11 protein-coding genes are annotated in these 15,937 nt (G+C 51.0%); 3 read left to right on the top strand and 8 right to left on the bottom strand.

Translation table 11 applies throughout. The features are described 5' to 3' along the window. Positions 1-3: 3 nt before the first annotated feature. Both HUU59_11405 and HUU59_11400 read right to left on the bottom strand, forming a co-directional pair. Positions 4-1,461, bottom strand: a complete 1,458-nt coding sequence (locus tag HUU59_11405) for an efflux RND transporter periplasmic adaptor subunit (GenBank protein NUO20046.1) — start codon at positions 1,459-1,461, stop codon at positions 4-6. Between the two features lies 1 nt (position 1,462). After that, entirely contained in the window at positions 1,463-2,695 is a 1,233-nt protein-coding gene (locus tag HUU59_11400) for a TolC family protein (protein NUO20045.1), read from the bottom strand. Between the two features lie 175 nt (positions 2,696-2,870). Here HUU59_11400 and HUU59_11395 point away from each other — a divergent pair, with 175 nt between their 5' ends. From HUU59_11395 to HUU59_11385, 3 genes are all read left to right on the top strand, one after another. Then, positions 2,871-3,023: a hypothetical protein gene (locus HUU59_11395; protein ID NUO20044.1), complete on the top strand. Its 153-nt coding sequence runs from the start codon at positions 2,871-2,873 to the stop codon at positions 3,021-3,023. Between the two features lie 416 nt (positions 3,024-3,439). After that, complete coding sequence (locus tag HUU59_11390) at positions 3,440-4,573, top strand: efflux RND transporter periplasmic adaptor subunit (GenBank protein ID NUO20043.1); 1,134 nt, start codon at positions 3,440-3,442, stop codon at positions 4,571-4,573. Beyond that, positions 4,573-7,668, top strand: coding sequence for an efflux RND transporter permease subunit (locus HUU59_11385; GenBank protein ID NUO20042.1), 3,096 nt, complete (start codon positions 4,573-4,575; stop codon positions 7,666-7,668). The genes HUU59_11390 and HUU59_11385 overlap by 1 nt, the downstream gene beginning before the upstream one ends. Positions 7,669-7,721: 53 nt before the next feature. On the opposite strand, the gene HUU59_11380 is transcribed toward HUU59_11385, so the two are convergent. The 6 genes from HUU59_11380 to HUU59_11355 form a co-directional block, all read right to left on the bottom strand. Next, positions 7,722-10,535 carry a PAS domain S-box protein gene (locus HUU59_11380; GenBank protein NUO20041.1) on the bottom strand — a complete coding sequence of 938 codons (2,814 nt, stop codon included), beginning with the start codon at positions 10,533-10,535 and terminating at the stop codon, positions 7,722-7,724. Between the two features lie 323 nt (positions 10,536-10,858). Further along, on the bottom strand, positions 10,859-11,764 hold the full coding sequence (locus tag HUU59_11375; GenBank protein ID NUO20040.1) for a DMT family transporter: 906 nt from the start codon (positions 11,762-11,764) through the stop codon (positions 10,859-10,861). 31 nt (positions 11,765-11,795) lie between these two features. Continuing rightward, positions 11,796-13,109 carry an MFS transporter gene (locus HUU59_11370; GenBank protein NUO20039.1) on the bottom strand — a complete coding sequence of 438 codons (1,314 nt, stop codon included), beginning with the start codon at positions 13,107-13,109 and terminating at the stop codon, positions 11,796-11,798. A gap of 274 nt (positions 13,110-13,383) precedes the next feature. Beyond that, positions 13,384-15,021, bottom strand: a complete 1,638-nt coding sequence (locus HUU59_11365) for a long-chain fatty acid--CoA ligase (GenBank protein ID NUO20038.1) — start codon at positions 15,019-15,021, stop codon at positions 13,384-13,386. A gap of 300 nt (positions 15,022-15,321) precedes the next feature. Then, positions 15,322-15,642 (bottom strand): winged helix-turn-helix transcriptional regulator, encoded by a 321-nt coding sequence (locus tag HUU59_11360; protein NUO20037.1) that lies wholly within the window; start codon positions 15,640-15,642, stop codon positions 15,322-15,324. A gap of 8 nt (positions 15,643-15,650) precedes the next feature. Continuing rightward, complete coding sequence (locus HUU59_11355; protein NUO20036.1) at positions 15,651-15,935, bottom strand: hypothetical protein; 285 nt, start codon at positions 15,933-15,935, stop codon at positions 15,651-15,653. Positions 15,936-15,937: the final 2 nt, after the last annotated feature.

Raw genomic sequence — 15,937 nt, 5'->3', positions numbered from 1 at the left:
TCCTTAGTGCGAATGGCCATGATGGCCGGCTTCTTCCGGTGTGATCTTGAGCGACGCCAGTCGAATCTTATAGGCGCCGATAGTCACGACCGTATCTCCTTCTGTCAGTCCGTCTGTGATTTCAACAAAACCTCCGTCGCGCAAGCCGGTGCGAACGACTCTTCGTTCGAAAGCCTCCGGACCTGTCTGCACATACACAACGTACATATCGTCTTCATCAATAAGTGCGGTCTCCGGAATGGCCAAGGTCTCGATTTGCGTCATTGTTTTCAGGTTAACCTTTGCAAAGCTTCCCGGCCTGAACAGTGAATTGGTGTTACGCATCTCGAATATTACAGGCACCCTTCTTGTTATCGGATCGAGAAGTGTGCCCACCGTAACAAGCCTTCCATCAAGGTCCGACACTCTGTAAATTTCATTTGAACCGGTGAGTGTGAAAGTCGCGTCGTATACCTGGCTTAAGCTGCCAGATTCGGACGCAGGGACTTGAACCTCCAGCCAAATCCAGGATGGATCGATGATGTTGAAAAGGTGCTCACCTGTTTCGACATGCTGACCGAAGCGCAGATGAATATCATTAATGACGCCGCTTGCCGGGGCGCGAAGATTGAAGAAATCGCCTTCCGCCACAATCTCGTCAATGTCCGCCTCTCGCTCGCCAATCGCTCCTCGTATCCTGCTGCGCTTTGTTTCAAAATCGAGCTCAGCCTCCTGGAGTCGCTTTGCCGATACTGCGCCATCAGCAGCAAGTCCCTTGACGCGGTCATACTCTGCTTTGGAAAGGCGGTACTCATTTATTAACTGAGTCCAACCGCTTTCAGGACCACCGGATGGAGCAATACGCGCGAGAATCTCTCCTTTGGTGACCTCCTGTCCTGGCCGAACAATTCCATGTGTCGGATCGGGCATCAAAACACCGTCAAACGGTGCAAACACTTCTGCTTCCCCGACTCCCGCTGCCTTAATTTCGCCAATTGCCCGAATGTTGTTTGAAAGCACTCTCTTTGCAGCAGGTTGAGTCTCGAAATCAAGTTGCTGCTGAAGGGCTCTCGAGAATGTTACTGCGCGGGTATCATCCTCATGTGCAGCTTCGTCAAGTGCGCGGTCTTGATCATCGTGCGCGTGGTCGTGATTGTCATGCGCATGGTCGTGATCATCATGAGCAGGGTCGTGGTCATCATGCGCGGGGTCGTGATTGTCATGCGCATGGTCGTGGTCATCATGAGCAGGGTCGTGGTCATCGTGCGCGTGGTCGTGATTGTCATGCGCATGGTCGTGGTCATCATGCGCGGAGTCATAGTCATCGTTCGAATGATCATGTCCGTGATCGTGACTATCACTGACGAGTTGCTGCTGGCTGTCATTTGACTTGCCACCCGTCTTCTGGGCGGCATTCTGTTTGCAGCCGAGTGCGAAGACGATTGCGGCAATCAAGAGTGTTAGAGTTGGGATATATTTCATTCTAATAATTCTCCAAGATTGGGAATCCTGTCAATAGTCTGAGATTCAAGTCCGTCTGCAAGCGGGAAGCTTCAATCTCAAACTGTTCGAGTTGCGCAGTCTCACTTGCCTCAATGGCATCGAGTAACTCAATGTAGCCGATTTCACCGCTCAAATACAGATCATTCGCGGCTTTCAAGTGATTGCGAAGCATTTCGGGCGGAAAGGATAACTGTGAGTGTGAATTCGCATTACGCCAAAGGTCAAAAGCTCGAAGAACTTCTTCACTCAATTGAGCGGAGACTGACCGAACCTCCTTCGAAGCGCGTTCGTATTCGGCCTTTCGGAGGCGGAGCTCCGCATTTCTGCGATAAAAAATCGGCAGTTCAAGCTCGGCCTCGAGTATCCATCCCTGCTCATCAAGGTTGTTTGATTTCTGGCCAATCCCAATTGAGAAGTCAGGCAACCTGCGCCAGGAGGCGGCGCTCTTTGCTTGACGCGCGGATTCGGTCCTCAATGAAATGCCTTGTAATTCAGGGGAATGCTCCCGGGCATATCTCAGTGCGTCTTCAGCGTTTGTAAATGGAATCTCAACCATCTCACGATGAATGCTGCGAAGTGCGGTTTTGTAAGCCAAGCCGCACTCTCTCCCGAGAGACTTCTCCAGCGCTTCGATATCTCGAAGTATCTCAATTCTCTTTTTGTGAATCGAGATGGACTCAAAACGAACGCGCATTGCATCAAAGGTTGAAATGTCACCCGCTTGTTCGCGCTTGTCATTTGACAACAGAATTAGTTCCAATTGACTGGAAATGTCATTCAGAAGATCAAGTTGCTCGTTCAAATGATGCAGTCGCAGAAGATCGGACAAGACGTTTGAATACACGCGGGACTGTGTAAGCCTTAGATAGGCATTTGCCGCAGAGACACTTGCCGCAGCGCTGTTGATTTCAGCCCCACGATTCCAGATGAACCCGAGTTCTTGATTCAAGCCGAGGCCTGTTTCTCGAACTGAGCCAAGCTCTTCATTTGATCCGAAAATGACTGGATTGGGAATCGCCCGTGCATTGGAGTGCACCGCGGAAGACCGTGCGAGCTCTTCTTTTGCAAGCAGGATCTCATGTGAAGTTGAGTCCGTGGCTGCAAGTAACTCGGCAAGTGTGGCGGTCTTGCCGGCATTTGTATTGAAGAGAAGCGCGCAAAAAAATACGACCACCCCGCGCAAGAGTGGTCGACATACGAAAAATGGATGCATGTCGCTCCTTGTCTGAAGGTAAACAGAAATCACCGCCCGTCAGCGAGCGGTCACCGATGCCTTATGACAAGTGCGACTTTGGAGGTCGTTCGATGCGGAAAAGAGGAGGGAGTGGGAGAGACAGCTGGTACAGCGAATGAATTGTATCCGCTTCAGGTGCGGGAAGCAAGCTGGTATGAGAAGCGGTCAGGCCAAGAATCTGGAAATGTACGCAGTGACAAAGCTGGTCACACATCTCTGCGTGCGCTTCATCCTCATGGTCATGATGATGATGGGGGATTTCAGCCCCCACGCCGGCACCGAAGACCAGAAGGATCAACAATACTGATACAATTCGATTCACTGCCATGCAGATGATACGACAACTCGTGTAAAAGGTTCCTGACAAAGCTTCGGGTCCGGCAAAAGCTCGGCACCGCTCTACATCTATAATACAGAATCACCGTTCAAATTACAAGCCATGCTCATGTAGCTAAGTCTGAGGTCACTCCAACGAATCAGTCGGACAGAATCTAAGAAGTTGTTTTATATGAAAGAAAGCCAATATTGAGGCACTCCGTGCGATTGCGTTCAAATTTTCACAAATTCATACTTCGAATACTCCTAAGCAATTGTAATAAAACGTTTTAATGAGTTCATGCGAAATCAGTTATTGGGAGAAAGTGCTTCATATCTTGAGTTTAAGTAACTTAGGGAATTACCTTCATCTGAAACACCCCGCACGGACTACAAGACAATTTAAACATGACCTACGCTGCCAAGCTTTTCATTTTTGCCCCAATTCTCTTTTCGATAATCGGTTGCTCGTCCGGCGGCTCCGCGCAGACTGGTAAACGACCTCCGCTTGCCTTTCCCATCGAAGTTGAAACCGTGTCATCGAGACAAGCAGACTTGGTCGTGCACGCAGTTGGCTCGGTTGAGGCATTTGAGATAGTGCCTGTGACGGCGAGAGTGGGGGGAACTGTCCAATCGGTGAAGTTCCGCGAAGGTGAATCGGTTCGTGCCGGCGAGAGTCTCGTGGATATTGAATTGGAGCGCTATGAACTTGCTTTGAAGTCAGCCGAAGCGGCTTATGACAAATCTAAAGCCAACTTGCGTGAAATCGAAGCCGGCTTGGCAAGGCGGGTGGACATTCAAGGTAACAATCCGGGCTTTGTAAGTGCTGAGGAGCTCGATAGCTGGCAAACACGTGCCCAGTCGGCCCGAGCTGATTCCTCACAGGCCGCGGCCAATCTCGAGCTTGCACGGCTGAACTATCGCGATGCACGAGTGCCTGCGCCGGTTTCAGGAGTGATCCAATCGCGCATCGTCCGTACTGGCCAGTACCTGCAAGTCGGGGCAACGATTGCGACGATGGTTCGCAGGGACCCGCTCCTGTTGAAGTTCACAGTTCCGGTGCAAGAGGCGGCGTCAATATCGCGAGGACTTGAAGTGCAGTTTACCGTCAGTGGAGTTACCGACACACTACGCGCGAAAGTGACAGCCGTATCTGAATCTGCGGACCCTCAAACGCGCATGGTGGACGTGACGGCCGAAGTTACTCCGGAATCAGCTGAGAATCTTCAGCCGGGAGCTTTCGCTGAGGTAACCGTTGTTCTGGGAGAGACGAAGCAGTTGCCCGTCATTCCACAAGTCAGCATCCGGCCAAGCGAAAGAGGATTTCTTGCATATGTTGTTGGAGACAGCGTCGCTCATGAACGAGTTCTGAAACTTGGACTCCAAACGCATGATGGAAGAGTCGAAGTTAAGGAAGGGTTAAACGAAGGCGAGATTCTGGTTGTGCGTGGTGCGGAAGCATTGAGTGAAGGGTCGCGAGTACGGATCGTGTCAGGGCAGTCACAGAGTCAAGCGAAAACCGACACAGTGAGTACAAACTAATGAATATCACTGAAGTTTGTGTCCGGAAACCGGTTTTTGCGTGGATGCTTATGGCAGGCACTGTCCTGTTCGGCATCATCGCGCTTACCAGAATCGGTATTAGTCAGTTCCCCGACGTTGATTTCCCGACAATCTCTGTCAGTGCCACCTGGGAAGGTGCGGCTCCTGAGGTCATGGAGCATGATGTTGTCGAGATTATCGAAGAAGCAGTCGCGCAAGTGGAAGGCGTGCGCAGTATTACGTCCAGCGCCAGGCAGGGAAGTGCGAATGTTACGGTGGAAATGGATCTCTCGCGGGACGTTGACTTGGCGCTGCAGGACGTTCAAACGAAGGTTGCGCAGGCGGCACGAAGGCTCCCGGTTGATATTGATCCTCCGACCGTCAGCAAGTCGAATCCGGAAGATCAGCCAATCATGTGGATTGGGTTGTCAGGACCGTACCCCAAGCAAGTACTCTCTGACATTGCTCGCTATCAAATCAGGGACAAGCTGCAAACGATCCCCGGTGTGGGAGAAATCAATCTTGGCGGTTGGCTGGACCGGAATATACGAATCTGGATTGACGCCGCCAAACTTGACGCATATGGCTTGACGGTGAATGATGTTGTGTCGGCATTACGGCGTGAGCATGTCGAACTCCCTGCCGGCCGCCTTGAAAATAGCGGACGAGAAGTCAGCGTTCGCATTATGGGAGAAGCGATTGATCTCGAGACATTCAAGAACATTGTGGTCAGGGACGTTCCGGGCGCGGAAGTCCATCTGAGTGATGTTGCGATAGTTGAAGACGGATTTGAAGATGTCCGCCGGATCACCCGCGTGAACGGAAGTCCTGCAATGGGAATGGGGATTCGAAAGCAACGCGGAGCTAACGCGGTTGCGGTTGCCGAGGCGGTCAAGGCCGAAATGGAGGAAATTCGAAAGACCCTGCCGGACGGGATGGAGCTTGGAATAAATTTTGATTCCACCAAATTCATAGCGGAGTCCGTGCACGAAATCGAACTTGAGCTTGTCCTCTCTGTAATCCTCACCGCACTGGTTTGCTGGCTGTTTCTGGGATCGTTTTCAAATGCGATCAATGTTATTCTTGCCATTCCTATGTCGCTGCTGGGGACAATTGCGGTAATCTACTTTCTGGGATTCACCCTGAACACATTCACGCTGCTTGGACTCGCACTTGCGGTCGGAATAGTCGTGGATGACGCCATCATGGTGCTGGAAAACATTGTTCGGCACGCGGAAATGGGGAAGGACAAGGTAACCGCAGCATTGGAAGGCACAAAGGAGATTACTTTTCCTGCGTTCTCCGCAACACTCGCGGTTGTTGCGATTTTCGTACCCGTTGTTTTCATGGAAGGCGTAATAGGCAGGTTCTTTCTTCAATTTGGTGTGACACTTTGCGTCGCCATACTGCTTTCCTACGTTGAAGCCGTGACACTCGCACCTGCGCGTTGTGCGCAGATTTTGGATATCTCCCGAGAGAACCGGAACAGGATTGGCGCATGGGCAGACCGGATTTTCGGCAAGTCGGAAAAGCTCTACGCAAGGTGGCTCGGCAACGCACTAAAGCGGCCGGGTCTGATTCTGTCGGGTGCGCTGACTATCTTCTTGGGTTCGATGATCGTATTGAAGGTGCTTCCGAGCGAATTCGTTCCGTCGCAGGATCAGAGCAGATTGATGGTTCGAATTCAAACGGCCGTCAGCTCAAGCATGACAGAAACCGATAATCTGTTCAGGCAAGTGGAGCAACAAGTGGCGACGTACCCCGAAGTGGCACGGTCGTTTGCCTTGGTTGGAGGATTCGGCGGCGGTGGTCAAAGCGGCGGTATATTCTTTGTAACTCTCGTGCCGCCTCGTGAACGCGATAAGTCACAAAAGGATTTTGCAGCGTTACTTCGCAAGGATTTGAATAGCATCCCGGGTGTTCGTGCAGTCGTGCAGGATCTGTCCCAAGCAGGCTTCACGGCACAGCGCGGCTTTCCCGTTGAATTCGCATTACTCGGCCCGGACTGGAAGACCCTTGAACAACTGAGCGGTGACGTAACAAGTAAACTGAATGAAAGCGGACTTGTTGTCGACGTTGACACAGATTACCGTATAGGTGTTCCGGAGCTGCGCATTGAGCCAGACCGGGCAAGATGTGCTGACTTGGGTATTTCCGTGGAGGACGTGGCAACGGCAATCAACACTCTTGTGGGAGGTGAAAGGGTCGGAAAGTATAGTGCAGGTGGGAGGAGGGTTGATGTTCGCATGCGTCTCATGGCCGACCAACGGAGAAGTGTTCAGGACATTTCGCGGCTTCGCGTTCGAAGCAGGAGCGGCGAACTGATTCCACTCTCGACGCTAATCAAGTACGAGGAGTTGCCGGCACTGCAAGCCATCACTCGAAAAGACAGGGAACGTGCGATCACTGTATTTGCGAATGTCGCTGCAGGACATTCGCAGCAAGAGGCAATCGAGTTCGTAGAAAAACTTACAGACGAGCTGCCTACTGGCTATAGAACAATGCTGAGTGGTTCGAGTGTTGCCTTTAAGGAGTCTTTTGCGGGTCTCGTCTTTGCGCTCATTATGGGCATCCTTGTGGCATATATGGTTTTGGCGTCACAATTCAACTCGCTTAGCCACCCGCTCACTATTTTGACGATTCTACCGCTTTCCGTAGTCGGCGCGGCGGCTGCGTTACTGATAGCGGGGAAAACCTTGAATATCTTCAGTATGATCGGATTGCTGCTGCTGATGGGAATTGTGAAGAAGAATTCGATTATTCTTGTGGACTATGCAAATCAGCGGCGAACAGGCAATATCAGCGCGAGCGACGCGATGAAACTTGCCGGACCTATACGTCTTCGCCCGATTCTGATGACCTCCATTGCGACCATGATGGCCGCTCTGCCGCCTGCGCTTGGACTCGGAGCAGGAACCGAAATCCGTACGCCAATGGCTATTGCGGTTATTGGCGGCGTCTTTGTCTCAACTGCATTGAGTCTGTATGTCGTGCCGTCGTTCTACGTTAAACTTGAGGATTGGCTTTCAGCACTGAAGAGGCAATTCCGCGGTTCAAAGGCGAAATCTCCCGTTCCCTCAAATGAGTTTGCGTGACAAATCAAGCCACAAAGTAAGGGTCTGCAATCGCAGACCCTTTTTGTTTACATTCAGGAGTATCTTTGCGGAGTCACAGACTCAAGTCCCTTTGCGAGTACCGAATTTACTCGATTCCCCAACTCTGCAGGTACGGGAGGTTTGACAATCATACAGCACACTCCCGCCTTCTCCAGCCTCTCATTATCAATCTCCTTGCTGAACCCCGACATCAGTATCACAGGCATTTCAGGCAGACTCTTCTTGATTTTCTCAGCCAGTTGAAGTCCAGTCATCGCCGGCATGGCCTGGTCAGTGATGACAAGTTTGAATCCGTTCGGCTGAGATTGCAGCAGATCAAGTGCTTCTTGTCCACTCTGACACATCGATACCGAGTAGCCGCAAAGCTTCGTCAGAACGTCGGCGACCGCCTTGGCGACATCATATTCATCATCAACCACGAGAATACGCTCCCCCCTGCCGGACAGAGTGGATCGCTCAACGGACTCTGGCCGGGACTCTGAGGCCACGAGAGGTAGATAGACGCAAAAAGTTGTGCCCGCATTGCGGCGGCTCTTCACCGTTATTGCGCCATCATGACTCTTTACTATGCCATGAACGACGGACAAGCCCAGACCTGTGCCTTCTCCGACAACCTTTGTCGTGAAAAACGGTTCAAAAATGCGGTCACGAATAGCATCATCAATACCGCACCCTGTATCGGAAACGCACAGTCTGGCAAACTCGCCTGCCTTCAGCGGCGGCAAGTCACGCACATCATCTTCGGAGAGACGAAGTGACTTTAACTCCACGGTAAGCGTTCCGCCTCCGTCACGCATGGCATGAAGCGCGTTTGTACAAAGATTTAACAGCACTTGGTGAATCTGCGACGGATTGGCAAGCACTGGTTTGCACTCGGTGTCAATGCTCGTCACAAGTTTCACTGAACTTGGAACCGACGCGTTCAGGAGTTTCATGGCTTCCCTAATTGCCGGAGCAAGCTCTATCGGAATCCTCTCCTGGTCCATTTGCCGGCTGAAAGTCAGAATCTGTTTCACAAGATCTTTCGCGCGATTCGCAGCCGCTATCACCTGCTCGATATCATCACGCTGTGGATGTCCCTTGCCGAGCTCATGAGCAGCCATTTCAGAATAGACAAGAATCGGAGTCAGGATATTGTTGAAGTCGTGCGCAACGCCACCGGCGAGCGTTCCGATTGTTTCAAGCTTCTGCGCCTGTCTAAGCTGCGCCTCCAAGGCTACCCTTTCAGCCTCCAGCTCCTTCCGATCGGTTATATCTTGAATCGTTCCAATCATTCTGATCGGCACACCGTGCTGGTCAAATGTTACATCGCCCAATCCATGTACCCATCGAACTTGACCGTCGGAAGGTTTAACAATCTTATATTCCTTGTCAAATCTCTTCCCGGCTTTCAAAACCTCCGTTTCGAAGTAGTTTGCCATCTCTTCGCGCCACTCGGGGTGCACAATTCGAAGCCACCCTGCCGGTGTTCGCTCAAATGCTTCATCAATTCCAAAAATGTCATCAAGAATGTTAGAACTCGTCCAAACTCCTTTGACAACATCGAGCTCGTAACTTCCAAGACGTGCGACTGACTGCGAAGCGCGCAGCATTGCCTCGCTGTTTCTTAGTCTAATTTCTGAATGACGCCGTTCTGTTATGTCTCTTCCGAAACTCGCAACTCCAACGATCTGCCCCGCGACATACTCAGGCACCGATGTCACTTCAACGTAGAAGTCGCTGCCGTTTGCGTGGCGCACTCTTACTTCGTAATCCTGCGGAGTGCCATTTAACGCATCCAGAAACATCCGTTGAACTCGCTCATGATCTTCGGCATGCAGTATTCCTACAAAACTTTGACCAATCCATCGGGACATGTCGTAACCGGAAACCTCGGAAGACTTCTTGTTCGCGTAAGTGAATCTGCCTTGTGAATCGAGGGTCCAGTACATGTCATGCGAATGTTCGACAACCGAACGGTACTTCTCCTCGCTCTCTTCAAGCCTGCGATTTGCTTCAACAATTCTGTCAGATAAGTACTGAGCGAGCCGTCCGCCGGCAAAAACTGCTGCAATAGAGGCAAGCAACGGAACCAGGAGAAAGAGAATGGCGTTGTTTATGGACAGTGCGGAGGAAATCTGATAAATGAACTGCTGCGCGAAGCATGTCAGGACAATTAATGGAATGAAAAGCCGCAATGTCCGGCCTTTCGTATTCGCTGCAAAAATGGTTTTAAGTATTGAATTGGCTCCCGACATTGACACCATCGCTGCTCCTACAAAACTGAAAGCGATAGCAGTGAGTAGGGATAGTGGGACCAAACTGGTGTGATACAAGAAAGGATCACCGAGAGCATACGCATAGGTAAGCAGTGAGCCCGTGACAAACACCAAGGCTCCCGACCAGCCCAGGATGTTCTCAGAATGCAAGCGAAAACGTGGGATTGCAGAGGACACGAGAGCAGTGCCGCTCAACAGGAATAGCACACCGCTCAATGGCGACATTTGATTGACTGGGTGCATCCCGAAGTTGGGTTGCTCGGGAATCAACCAATGCGTGATCGTCAAATCAACGGAAACAAATCGCTCTATGAAAGCAAGAAGTCCATAAGCTCCAACAAGAGCGGGAAGAAGAAGTAGTGGTAGGCGCCTTCTCGATTCCACCGTTAAGAAATACAAGGTCGCACCGAGCACGGCAAAGCAAAGTGCTGTGTCAATGGCCATAGGAATGTAGGCCGAAGTGACTCGCGTCAAGGACTCAATTCCGGACATCCAGCCAAACGTAACTACCAGCCCAAGTGTAAGCGTCACGATTCCGCAGATGCGTGTCGCGAAGTAAAAGTAGTTCCTTGCTATGTCCTGAGTCATAGTGAGCGGCCATTCCAAATAGAGTATTCTTCACAGTTCTTCGGGAAAGTGCAATTTCTAAGCCACGTAGTTCGGATAGTGTTTACTTTCTCAAGACCTAAACTCTGGAGCTAAGCAGCTAACGATGAAGGACTTAAAAATACCGGCAGAATTGAAATCGTGGCTTTTTGCTTGGAAAGTTGTCACACATTGACCAAATACAGGCAATGAACCGATCCTAACTGCTAGTCCATTGGCAGGCACTCGTGATATTCCATCATATCATTTGTTATGTCATTCGCTGTGGATTAATCGAGACGTCTCCAATTCTGTTGATGTGCGGACTAGCCTGCATAAAAAGTAACGAGATAGACACCGATTGCAGCCAGAATAATTCCAATGACACGTTGACGGGTCATCGGCTCCTTCAGGTAAACCGCGGCGAGAATAAAGACGAACACGTTGCTGGTCTGATTCAGCGCGGATGCCTGTGACGCCTGCGTGTATTTAAGTCCGGCGAGCCAGGCAATTAAGGCAAGGTAAGCACCAACAAATGAGCCGGTAAGCAAGTATCCCCAGCTATGCTGCACAGACAGTGTTCGTAGAATTGATACGCGATTCCGGTTGAATAGAAGAATAACGAGCAAAGTTCCGATACCGCCCATCAATCGAATCAGCATAATCCACATGAGAGACTGTGTCTCCAGAAGCGGCTTGACAATCACAATTCCGACAGCCATAAACGCCATGGAAAGAACGCCCCACAGGACGCCAAACCAAATTCCTTTGCGGGTCGTACTATTCGCATTGCCGAAGCCGGATGCTTCAAGAACCGCAGAAATTATCAGTGCAACGCCGACTAACTGCATGAATGTCAAACGCTCGCCTAACCAAATCACGGCGGCAGTAATGACCATTGGACTGTACAAACAGTCCACAATCGAAGAAAGCGCAGCACCCAGCCGGTTCAGACTCATAAAGAACAGAGTATCTGCAATGCCAATACCAAGCGCACCGCTAAAAAGCAGCAATGATACGTCAGCGAATGAAAACTCGGACGTCAGATTCCCATTGACCAAGTAGATGGTCGGAACAATGAGCACAGCTCCGAGTGCATTTTTGAACAAGTTGAGCGCGATCGGATGCACCGTTTCTCCGCTCTTCTTGAAGAGTATCACCGCCGCGGCCCAAATCATGGCAGTCAGAAGAGCGAAAATCTCGCCGATATGAGGGATGCCCGATATGTTCACTTGCGGATTTCCGGTCCACAATACGAGATCATCACGGCTGCGCGCCTTCCCGCGGTTTCTCCATCCACCGCTTCATGAGAATCAATCCGACGGGCGACGCAAGAGCGATGATACCGTATATCGTCCAAAGGGTGCCGCTCGCCTGACTGCCTGTTGCGGGAATATACTTTTCAAGCATGATGCCCGAGTAAAATCCGGTCGTGAATTTTGCAAGAAACCATGGGATGCCGGCCAACCCCATATAGGCACCGACTCTCCCTGCGGGGGCAAGTTCCGCGATGTACTCGTAAAATCTGCTCGACCAAATAGCTTCTCCAATCGAAAATACAAGAATGTAGCCGATGAGAAGTGAAAGCGCCGGTTCAGGCGCGAGTAGAAAAGTGGCCGATGCAGATACGAATGTGCCGATTACCATCATCAGAATGATGTTCACTCGCTGTGTAAAGGCTGCAACAAGCGGGACCGCGAAAGTGATAATCAACGGGTTCAATCCTTGGAACCACTCGTACCGAGTACCAACTGCCTCCGGAAAGCAGCGCATGATGTAATGCGGCATCGTCAGCCATTGATGTGCAAACATGGTTCGCACCGGCAATAGGACGAAGATGAATGCCATGAATCGGCTGTCAAGAATTGGCAAAGACTTGATTCGCTGCCGCAGTGGCACGAGCTCCGTGTGCCTTTCAGGCTCTACAACCCGGTCACGCTGCTCAACTTTTCGGGTGAAGAATATCAGCAAGGCGGAAAGTGCGGTCAAATTCACGGCAGCCATTACCCAAAACACCGCTTCGATACCGCCGCGTTCGCGAATAAACGGAGACGCATAACTTTCCAGCACAATTCCGAAATTCATTACGGCATAGATCAGACTGTAACTGATAGCCGAGGTGCGTGGATCTGAGAACTCTTTTGCGCCCGCATAAAGCGCAGGCTGCAGCACGCCTGTTCCCAGAGCCATTAAGGCGAGACTGGACCAAAGCATCACACCTGCCGCGTCAAACAAAGGACTTGATGTCAGCAACACCCGACCGGCAAGCAGGAAAAGCAAGGAGTACAATAGTGCCTTGCGAACCCCCAGTCTGTCCGACACAAAGCCGCCAAGGAACATGAATAGTGTGACCGCACCGGTAAACACCGAGACTGCCACGCCTGTCATGTGATCGCTGAGCCCGAGCTGGTCACGAATAAATAGTGTCAGAAGATTTAGAATGCCAAAATACGCGATTCCGTCGGCGAAATTGACAAGGTTGACTAGCCAATATGCACGCGATGCGCCCATCATGATTCTGAAGCTCTCTCGAGTTGTTAGCTTCTCCGGCCTGTTGGTTTCTGAAGTGGAAGTCACGTTGATGTCGCCTTGGAAAGTGTGATCATTGAACAAGACAAAAGGTAAGGCTTTTGCTTGAATCCATCAAGTCGAAGACGCCTGGTCGGCAAATCTACAGAAATAGGAGAACTGCGGTCATCTTTTGATTGAAAGGAGTGGCAATCGTCGGCGGCATGTAACCCCGCGCAGGCGGTGGGGCGCAGTATAAATGGAGTCGCAAAAGCAAGAGCCGCGATTAAACACGCGGCCCATTGAAGAATTCCCCCGTTGTCCGGAGTTCTGTATTCTTATCCTATTTGAAGAAGTCTCTGTAGAGGTGACGCTTTATCTTCCGTGTTGAAGTCTTATGGAAGTCATCATTTAGTACTCTCCACTCCCGGATGCTTTGATACGAGGCAGAGCTGCGGTTGAAGGACTTTACGGCTTCAGCGGCGATGTCCTCTGCCGGGAGTCCCGACGCGTTGCGCTCAAGATACTCCTCGTCCAGCTTTAGAATCGCACACAGCTGTTCACCCTTGCCGTCCTTCCTCTGTACCGCGAGGACCAATGCTTCCGCGATCGCCGGATGCGCGGCAAGCTTGGACTCAAGCTCTTCCGGATAGACGTTCTTTCCCGCGGATGTCACAATAACATTCTTGATGCGGCCGGTCAAATGAAGATAACCGTCTGCATCAAGATAGCCCGCGTCACCCGTATAGAACCATCCGTCCCTCAGCACCTGTGCCGACGCTTCGGGATTTTCAAAGTACCCCTGCATAACATTGGGACCCGAGGCGCATACTTCTCCGATACCGAATTCATTCGGATTTCTAATCTCAAGCCTCACGCCGGGAAGTGCAGGTCCGACTGAACCAAGTTTGTTTCTGCCGGGAAGATTTACACTGAGCACCGGACTGCATTCAGTCAATCCATAACCCTGAATCAAAGTAAATCCTAAATTCTCGAAAAACCTGTTTACAAACAATGGCAGCGCTGCTCCGCCTGATACCATAAGTCGTACCGAATTAAGCCCCGCTTTGGCTCTGAGAGAACGAAATAGTTGAAAACCAGGCTTGAGACCAAATATCGCCGCGGATCTGGATATCATCAGAAGTGAAAGAAACATTGCGCGTTTGAAAGCCGGCGCCGAGTCAACCGCCCGTTCGATGCTGTTCTTGATGTTCTCAAAAATCTGCGGCACACCAACCAATACAGTCACGCGGGAAACTCGGATGTCATCTACGACGTCACGGGAGCGGTAGCTCGTTGCAATCGTTGCTCGGGCTCCTGTGGCAATGGGAAGAAGCATCGTGACCGTGCTTGCGAATGTGTGGTGCAGCGGCAGCAGCAATAGAAAATTGTCTTCATGTCTGATTTCGCAGACCCGCCTGCAAGCCAAAACATTCGATACGAGATTACCATGCGTCAGCACCACACCCTTTGAATGTCCGGTTGTTCCTGACGTAAAGATTATCGTAGCAATGTCATTGGAAGTCAAGTCCATTGTGCGAAGGGAACCTTTCACGTCTGATAGTGCTTCCGGGAGAGAACCTATTTGAATGACCTGGCAGGCAACTCCGGCATCCCTGAAGCGTTCGAAGAAACGCTCGGAACAGAATAGCAACCTTGTCGATGCCATTTTCAAAACGTTTTCGATCTCCGGCTCAGGCATGAGTGAATCAATAGGTACCACGATGCAGCCCGCACCCAGTATTCCCAGATACGTTTTCACCCAGTCGGCGCTGTTTTCAGAGAGCAAACCGATTCTGTCCCCCTTCACGTAACCTGCTCGTTGAATCCGCTCTGTGATAGCGAGAACATCGCGGGCAACTTGGCCGTAGCTTTCTGACAACATCGTGTCGCCCTGCCGGAGTTGCAGATAGACGGAGTCGGCAAACGTGTCAACGGCCGACGCAAAAAGCTCTGGAATTGTCTCTCCGCAAGGAGTCATTCTGGATTACCAACGAAGTAGGTGACGACGACAGGCGATACCACTCAAGAGGCTAAGATAACCACTTTCTGCACTTTATCCACTCCCGACATCGGCATGAAGAATTGGTCGTCACGCTCTCTCGCGATTGTAGCCAAAGCCCAGCCAATAACTGCCAGTTTGAAAGCGGAAACGCCTGAAGGAAAGGCATGATTATTATAAATTTACAGAAGGTATACTGTATGGCCGGTATGTGTCTGTATGGTCCCTGACAAAAAAGCCCCCTTCTTTCGAAGAGGGCTCGAGAATGCCAACCTTCAATTACATCTGGCGGCGACGCTCAATTGAACTGCAAACTGAGTCACAAACGGAGTCCACCACCGGATCGGAAACATGGTAGTACCGACTCTGCTTTTCCGTCCGGGACTCAACAAGATCCGCAGCCTTCAATATTGCCAGGTGCTTGGACACGTTGGCCTGACTGCACCCGAGCGCGGAGACCAATTCAGAGACGCTGCTCTCCCTCTGTCGTAGTTGATAGAGGATTCGCAGTCGAACCGGGTCACCCATGGCCTTCAGCATTACGGCGATGCGCGATACCATCTCGTTTGTCGGTGGGTTAGAGTCTGGTTTTTGAGGCATTCCGCTTCCTAAATTGCAACTTCGACCGGCCAATATACACAAGAAATATGACAATTGCATACTTTCGTGTAGTCCTTCAAAATCTGTACTATTCTTGACCGAAGCTCCGTATCCACTACGGTCATCAGGATGACAGAAGTCTTGGGGTGAACTGCGCTGCCCATGCGTACTCCGCTTGTGCCGACACCGTGCGCATCCGGTATTTCCGTGAAACCCGGAACACCCTGCTTCGTCAGTACCAGCTCAATCTCCTCGCGAAGTTCAGCCTTCGCGAACACAACAAGCATCTCCATTC

The sequence above is a fragment of the bacterium genome (assembly GCA_013360195.1).
Classification (GTDB): Bacteria; Electryoneota; RPQS01; order RPQS01; family RPQS01; genus JABWCQ01.
This window is presented reverse-complemented; position numbering and strand designations above follow the sequence as displayed.

Bases quoted from the DNA above. Each gene is read 5' to 3' on its own strand.
- HUU59_11405 (NUO20046.1), bottom strand. From the start codon at position 1,461: ATGAAATATATCCCAACTCTAACACTCTTGATTGCCGCAATCGTCTTC.
- HUU59_11400 (NUO20045.1), bottom strand. From the start codon at position 2,695: ATGCATCCATTTTTCGTATGTCGACCACTCTTGCGCGGGGTGGTCGTA.
- HUU59_11395 (NUO20044.1), top strand. From the start codon at position 2,871: ATGAGAAGCGGTCAGGCCAAGAATCTGGAAATGTACGCAGTGACAAAG.
- HUU59_11390 (NUO20043.1), top strand. From the start codon at position 3,440: ATGACCTACGCTGCCAAGCTTTTCATTTTTGCCCCAATTCTCTTTTCG.
- HUU59_11385 (NUO20042.1), top strand. From the start codon at position 4,573: ATGAATATCACTGAAGTTTGTGTCCGGAAACCGGTTTTTGCGTGGATG.
- HUU59_11380 (NUO20041.1), bottom strand. From the start codon at position 10,535: ATGACTCAGGACATAGCAAGGAACTACTTTTACTTCGCGACACGCATC.
- HUU59_11365 (NUO20038.1), bottom strand. From the start codon at position 15,021: ATGACTCCTTGCGGAGAGACAATTCCAGAGCTTTTTGCGTCGGCCGTT.
- HUU59_11360 (NUO20037.1), bottom strand. From the start codon at position 15,642: ATGCCTCAAAAACCAGACTCTAACCCACCGACAAACGAGATGGTATCG.
- HUU59_11355 (NUO20036.1), bottom strand. From the start codon at position 15,935: ATGGAGATGCTTGTTGTGTTCGCGAAGGCTGAACTTCGCGAGGAGATT.